General features: G+C 39.9%; 6 protein-coding genes and 2 pseudogenes. 7 read left to right on the forward strand and 1 reads right to left on the reverse strand.

Annotation, left to right across the window (positions count from 1 at the left end; all coding sequences use genetic code 11):
* From M1B78_RS18100 to M1B78_RS18130, 7 genes and pseudogenes are all read left to right on the forward strand, one after another.
* Positions 1 to 798, forward strand: a pseudogene (locus tag M1B78_RS18100) (hypothetical protein); the annotation flags it as partial.
* A gap of 77 nt (positions 799 to 875) precedes the next feature.
* Positions 876 to 1,223: a hypothetical protein gene (locus M1B78_RS18105; protein WP_022401132.1), complete on the forward strand. Its 348-nt coding sequence runs from the start codon at positions 876 to 878 to the stop codon at positions 1,221 to 1,223.
* A 238-nt stretch (positions 1,224 to 1,461) separates the two neighbouring features.
* Positions 1,462 to 2,589 carry an AAA family ATPase gene (locus M1B78_RS18110; RefSeq protein ID WP_257941456.1) on the forward strand — a complete coding sequence of 376 codons (1,128 nt, stop codon included), beginning with the start codon at positions 1,462 to 1,464 and terminating at the stop codon, positions 2,587 to 2,589.
* A 166-nt stretch (positions 2,590 to 2,755) separates the two neighbouring features.
* Positions 2,756 to 3,001 (forward strand): annotated as a pseudogene (locus M1B78_RS18115) (HEPN domain-containing protein).
* A 22-nt stretch (positions 3,002 to 3,023) separates the two neighbouring features.
* Positions 3,024 to 3,182 carry a nucleotidyltransferase domain-containing protein gene (locus M1B78_RS18120; protein WP_257932513.1) on the forward strand — a complete coding sequence of 53 codons (159 nt, stop codon included), beginning with the start codon at positions 3,024 to 3,026 and terminating at the stop codon, positions 3,180 to 3,182.
* Positions 3,183 to 3,492: 310 nt separating this feature from the next.
* Positions 3,493 to 3,717 (forward strand): helix-turn-helix transcriptional regulator, encoded by a 225-nt coding sequence (locus M1B78_RS18125; protein ID WP_120141287.1) that lies wholly within the window; start codon positions 3,493 to 3,495, stop codon positions 3,715 to 3,717.
* Positions 3,717 to 4,025 (forward strand): HipA N-terminal domain-containing protein, encoded by a 309-nt coding sequence (locus M1B78_RS18130; RefSeq protein WP_176469522.1) that lies wholly within the window; start codon positions 3,717 to 3,719, stop codon positions 4,023 to 4,025. The genes M1B78_RS18125 and M1B78_RS18130 overlap by 1 nt, the downstream gene beginning before the upstream one ends.
* Before the next feature lie 68 nt (positions 4,026 to 4,093).
* On the opposite strand, the gene M1B78_RS18135 is transcribed toward M1B78_RS18130, so the two are convergent.
* The gene (locus M1B78_RS18135; protein ID WP_257941457.1) at positions 4,094 to 5,197 is read right to left on the reverse strand and encodes an AAA family ATPase; all 1,104 of its coding nucleotides are present in this window, start codon (positions 5,195 to 5,197) and stop codon (positions 4,094 to 4,096) included.
* Between the last annotated feature and the right edge of the window lie 220 nt (positions 5,198 to 5,417).

Genomic DNA, 5,417 nt, shown 5'->3' on the forward strand with positions numbered 1-5,417 from the left:
GGTACAAGCGTTGTTGAAAAGACTGCGACTGTAAGTCCTGACGGAACAATCCTGTACATCGACGGCAAGAAAGCTGCTGAGATTGTGAACTATGCTCCCAACAAGCTGAATGCTAACGAAATCACTTACAACATCAAGCTGGAAGAAGCAAATCCGACTCACGCACCGCGTAGCGGCGACACTCCGACAGAAGCTGCCAAGGCTCTCGTAGGTAAGTCTGTTCCCATCAAGTTGGTTGCCGACGTATGTTATGACGACGCTTGCGCTACAGCTCCTCTGTTGGCTGCTGCTCACACTGCAACTATCAAGGAATATGACGCATTTATCATTGAACCGTTGACAGTAACTACAGGTGAAACTGAAAACTTTACTGATGCAACTGTAGGTGGTAGCACAATCGATGTTAAGGGTGCCTTCACTTATGTTTCTTGGAATGCTGACGAATCAGGCAAAAAGTATATTGTAGCCAATACCACTGGCTTGCAGAAAGAATTGTGGGAATTCTACGAAGTAGTTCCGGGCGAATGGATGACAGACCAAATCAAGTCTAACTTGCAACTGGTTAACGGCAACTTGGTTCCGACTGATGGTGTAACAAACGGTCCTCTGCCTTCTAATACTAAGGTTGTTTACAACCAGGCAGATGAAACTCTGACTTACAACAACTACAGCGGTACTCCGGTTAACTGGGATTACAAATTGTTCATCCCTGTGAAGTTCGGTTACAAGTGGAAGACATTCACTTTGACATTCGAAGTTGATGTTAAGAAGAACTCTGGTACTCCTGCTCAAAGATAATCATCACTGCAGATAACTAATAAAAGAGAGTGTTTCCGGAAAAGAAGCACTCTCTTTTCTATAAAAACAAAAGAACAATGAGACGAACGATTTTGGCTATGTTGACAATAGCTTTCGGTTTTTTATATTCTTGTACCAATACTAACAGTACAGAGTCTACTCATTCTTTCGCCGGTACATTCATAACGGAAAATGGCGTAAGGTTTGAACTCCGTGCAGACTCAACCACCCTCATCACTTTCTCTGATTCAGTGAAATATGAAGGTACATGGAAGTCTTGCAAGGCCGAAGACCACTTAGAGTATGCCAATATCGAATTTGGAGGTTATCAGGAATATTATTATTTAAAAGATGAAAAGCTTTACCGAAGTGAGCGCGAAATGCGCCACGATGCTTTGGGAACAAAAGTGAAATATCAGGAATAAGCTGAAGAGTAAAATATTTGCATAGAAGAGGATTTTCCCGGACGGAATTTCCTCTTTTTCATTATTCTTTTTCTTTTCATCACAATCCACTTTCTGGAAAACAGGTCATCCAATTCATATCCCTCGTTGTATATCATTATGTCCATGAGTTTGCCTTTAGCGTAATTATCATTTTATGATAATCAATTAATGACGAATATGATATTTTTTCTATATTTGCCTGTAAACAAGTAATTATATGAAAAATCCATTTGTTACAAACGGCTATGTATCACCGGAATATTTCTGTGACAGAGAGAAAGAAACGGCTAAAATCGTCTCACTTTTGATGAATGAGAATAACATTGCATTGATTTCCCCACGCAGATTAGGCAAAACAGACTTGCTGCGGCATTGTTTTGGACAGTCGGAAATCAAGGAGCATTATCACACTTTCATCATCGACATCTATGCCACAAGCTCTGTACGCGATTTTGTGAATGTTTTCGGCAAGGCTGTACTGGATGAACTACGTCCAAAAGGAAAATCCGTATGGGGTACCTTCTTGAATGTACTGGCCTCCCTCCGTTCCGAAATAACATTCGACATGAATGGACAGCCTACCTGGGGAATCGGACTGGGCGCCATAACCAATCCCTCTGCAACATTGGATGAAATATTCTCCTATCTGAACAATGCCGGAAAACCTTGTCTAATCGCTATCGATGAGTTCCAGCAAATAACCAAATATACAGACGACCCCAACATAGAAGCGGCATTACGGACACACATACAACGCTGTTCCAACGCGCACTTTGTCTTCTCCGGGTCTCATAGGCATCTGATGGGAGCAATGTTTACTTCTCCGGCACGTCCATTCTATCAATCAGTTACATTAATAAACCTGCCTCCCATTTCTGTTGACAAATACGCAGAGTTCTGTCATAAGAACTTTGAACTGGCAGGCAAACGTTTAGATACATTAGTCGTAGCAGAATTATATAATCGCTTCAATGGCATAACTTCGTATATGCAAAAGGTCATGAACATTCTATTTTCCATGACCGGAGCTGGAGAAATATGTATTCCCTCAATGATAGATACTGCCATTAACGACCTTCTGGACTTTTCTGCTGATACATACGATGCCTTGTTATATCAGATGCCCGAAAAGCAGCGAATTGCATTTATGGCAATCGCAGCAGAGGGAAAAGCCAAGGCTATCTCAAGCGGTGACTTTGTACGTAAATACAGGTTGCAATCTGCCAGTTCCGTCTCTTCGGCAGTAAAAGGACTACTGGAAAAAGATTTTATTACGTATGACAAAGGCATCTATCAAGTATATGATCAGTTCTTTCAACTTTGGTTGCAGAGGAATAAGCTTTAATGGTTTCTTTCTTGAATCTTATACTCATTCAATTTATTTGTATAACTATCTTTATTCTAAAGACTCGAAATACGGATAGTCAAGTAACCTATTGGATTGCGATGTCAGATTATGATTTGAAAACAGCAAAATGCTGCTTACAGGCCGTTATCTTTATGTCGGTTTCATGTGCCATCAAATAATAGAGAAAATTCTCAAAGCATATTGAACTAATTGCTTAATGGAAGTTCCTCTAAAGATACATTCACTATCCAGACCTGCGGAGAGAACGGGATTGGACAAGCAATTGTCGGAGGAACAGTTAGACTTTATAGACAAGCTTGAACCTCTTAATATAGAAGCCCGTTACCCCTCTTATAAGGAAAGATTAATGAAGAGCTTAACCAAAGAAAATACTGTGCTGAACTTTTGAGCCAAACTAAAGAGTTGCAATTATGGATAGAGAACAAGCTATAAACCTTGCCAAACGCTATAAGGAAATGGTAGCGGAGAAGTTACCATTAAAGGCCCTTTATCTTTATGGTTCGTACAGTAAAGGAAATTATAGAGCCGGTCCTACTTACAGAAGATATGGACAATCCTCTTTATTGTGATATTAGAATGTTACAGTAAAAGACATCTGGGGCTATACAAAGAAAGCTGATATCAATGTAACAGTTAAACCAAATTCTGCAAACTAAAATATAAACAGAATCGGTCTAAGCTTACAAATAGTAAAGATGAGTTAAGGGTGTGCCATTTTTAGCACACCCTTTCTGTATTCTCCATGTTTCATCATTACTTTGATATTTCAGTTAATTTATACCCGAAAAGATATAATCTCTTTCTCCTTTAATCTTTTTATACCCTTATGGGTGTAATAATGAAAATATATTCTATCTTTGTACCCTGAAGGGTATAAAAATGGAATATACGGAACAAACAACATTATCCAAATATGTAAAAGCAATGCGTAAGCAGCACAATCTGACCCAAGTGGAACTTTCGGAAAAGTCAGGGGTAGGCTTGCGCTTTGTCCGTGAATTGGAACAAGGCAAACAGACGCTGCGGTTGGACAAGGTAAACCAGCTACTGTCTTTGTTCGGCAGCGAAGTTGGCGCAGTACCTATAACTAAAACTGACGAATGATGAAGCAGGCATTGATAAATCTCCGAGGAATAAAAGCCGGTATCCTCACAGAGGATGAGGATGGCTATACCTTCCAGTACGATACGGAGTTCCTGCAGTCGGATGTTGCAGAAGCTGTCAGTCTCACATTACCCTTGACAGAGAAAGCCTATCACGACAAAGTGCTGTTTCCTTTTTTCGACGGGCTGATACCCGAAGGATGGTTGCTTGACATTGCGGAAAAGAGCTGGAAAATAGATGCACGTGACCGAATGGATGGAGTTCATCAGTCTCTCTTTTCTACCGGAGGAGATGCAAATATCATATAAAGACATGATAAGCATAAAACTCAATATGCTGAAATGATACGAAACCCAACAAGGATTTCCTCTTTCTATCACCCTTCTCTCTTTACTTCAATCCACCTTCTGAAGAAAGGGTCATCCAGTTCATACCCCTCATTACGTATCACATATCCTTGTTGTCCAAGTCGCTTCAAACTACTGAAAGCAGTACTTGGAGAATCAATACCGACAGCTTGTAGAAAAGGAAGGCTGGACGGAGTCCCCATCTGCATAGTTAAGCCTATCAAAACTTTTTTATCTGTTTTATTGAAAGTGCTCCATAAACGTTCATAATCCATATCGTGTACATGGGTCAACTCTGTAATGGCAGTTTCCACCAAAGTATCACTATAACCGTTTTGTTTCCAGTCATTCCATGTCTGGTAAGCCAGTTGCTGGGTGTAATAGGGATGACAATTGGTGAACGACAGAATGCTGCGGCCTATCGTTTCAGCATCCATATCCTCACCCAAGAGAAGAAAGCCATTCTTGAGAAACTCATAGAAGTCATCTTGAGGAATCTTACCCAACTTCATCAAATATCCAAAATGATAGAAAGGAGATTTCTTTTTCTCAAAGATTTCCTGCATCATCGATTCCTGGCTACCTAAGAAAATGTAGTTGGCATGATTGTAAGTCTGTAAAATAGACCTCAATTTTTTATCCAGACTCTTGTCCAATGTACGTATTTCTTGGAATTCGTCCAGTACTACAATCGGTTTCTTGTGTGGATTCTTCATGCCCAGTTTATCAATCAGTGTGAATACATCCTCCAGCAGAATGAAACCATCCATTGACGGCTGAAATGAAACTTCTATGCCATCCGTCATGGGATTGGTTGAAATGGTGGGAATAAAACGAAAGTGAGTGATGAGATGTTTCAGACGTTCCATAGGATATTGTTGAAGCACAATCCGCAATAATCGAGCAGCAAAGTCGGCTGTGTCTGTTACCAACTGCAGGTTCAACTGAAAAACGGGACGTGACAACCCTTTCGTTACTTTTTGAACGAGGCTGGTCTTGCCGAAACGTCGTGGGCTAATAAGTATCAGGTGATTCTCACTTGCAAGTATCTCTCTTACTTTTTCTTGTTCCGCTACTCTATCCGTAAAGTATTCACCGTCTACAATCGTACCGAATTTAAATGGATTATTCATATTGCGACTTTTTTCAATGCGACTTTTTTCGCAAATATAAGAAATATATTTGAGTTCATTCTGAAAGACTGGCTAAAATGAAGAAATACATTATAAGCTTCTGTTTTTCTTCATTTTATTGTATATACTTGTAAAGTAAACCTTTTATAAATAAATTGGAAATGAGCAGAAATGAAATTACCTTACAGGAGATGTTCTCCTTGGTCATCGGTGAACTCCG

It is taken from the genome of Bacteroides muris (ex Fokt et al. 2023) (genome assembly GCF_024704895.1).
In the GTDB taxonomy this organism is placed as follows: Bacteria; Bacteroidota; Bacteroidia; order Bacteroidales; family Bacteroidaceae; genus Bacteroides; species Bacteroides muris.

What these genes read in the sequence shown, in the direction of transcription:
- M1B78_RS18105 (WP_022401132.1), top strand. Translation starts at nt 876, where the DNA reads ATGAGACGAACGATTTTGGCTATGTTGACAATAGCTTTCGGTTTTTTA.
- M1B78_RS18110 (WP_257941456.1), top strand. Translation starts at nt 1,462, where the DNA reads ATGAAAAATCCATTTGTTACAAACGGCTATGTATCACCGGAATATTTC.
- M1B78_RS18120 (WP_257932513.1), top strand. Translation starts at nt 3,024, where the DNA reads ATGGATAGAGAACAAGCTATAAACCTTGCCAAACGCTATAAGGAAATG.
- M1B78_RS18125 (WP_120141287.1), top strand. Translation starts at nt 3,493, where the DNA reads ATGGAATATACGGAACAAACAACATTATCCAAATATGTAAAAGCAATG.
- M1B78_RS18130 (WP_176469522.1), top strand. Translation starts at nt 3,717, where the DNA reads ATGAAGCAGGCATTGATAAATCTCCGAGGAATAAAAGCCGGTATCCTC.
- M1B78_RS18135 (WP_257941457.1), bottom strand. Translation starts at nt 5,197, where the DNA reads ATGAATAATCCATTTAAATTCGGTACGATTGTAGACGGTGAATACTTT.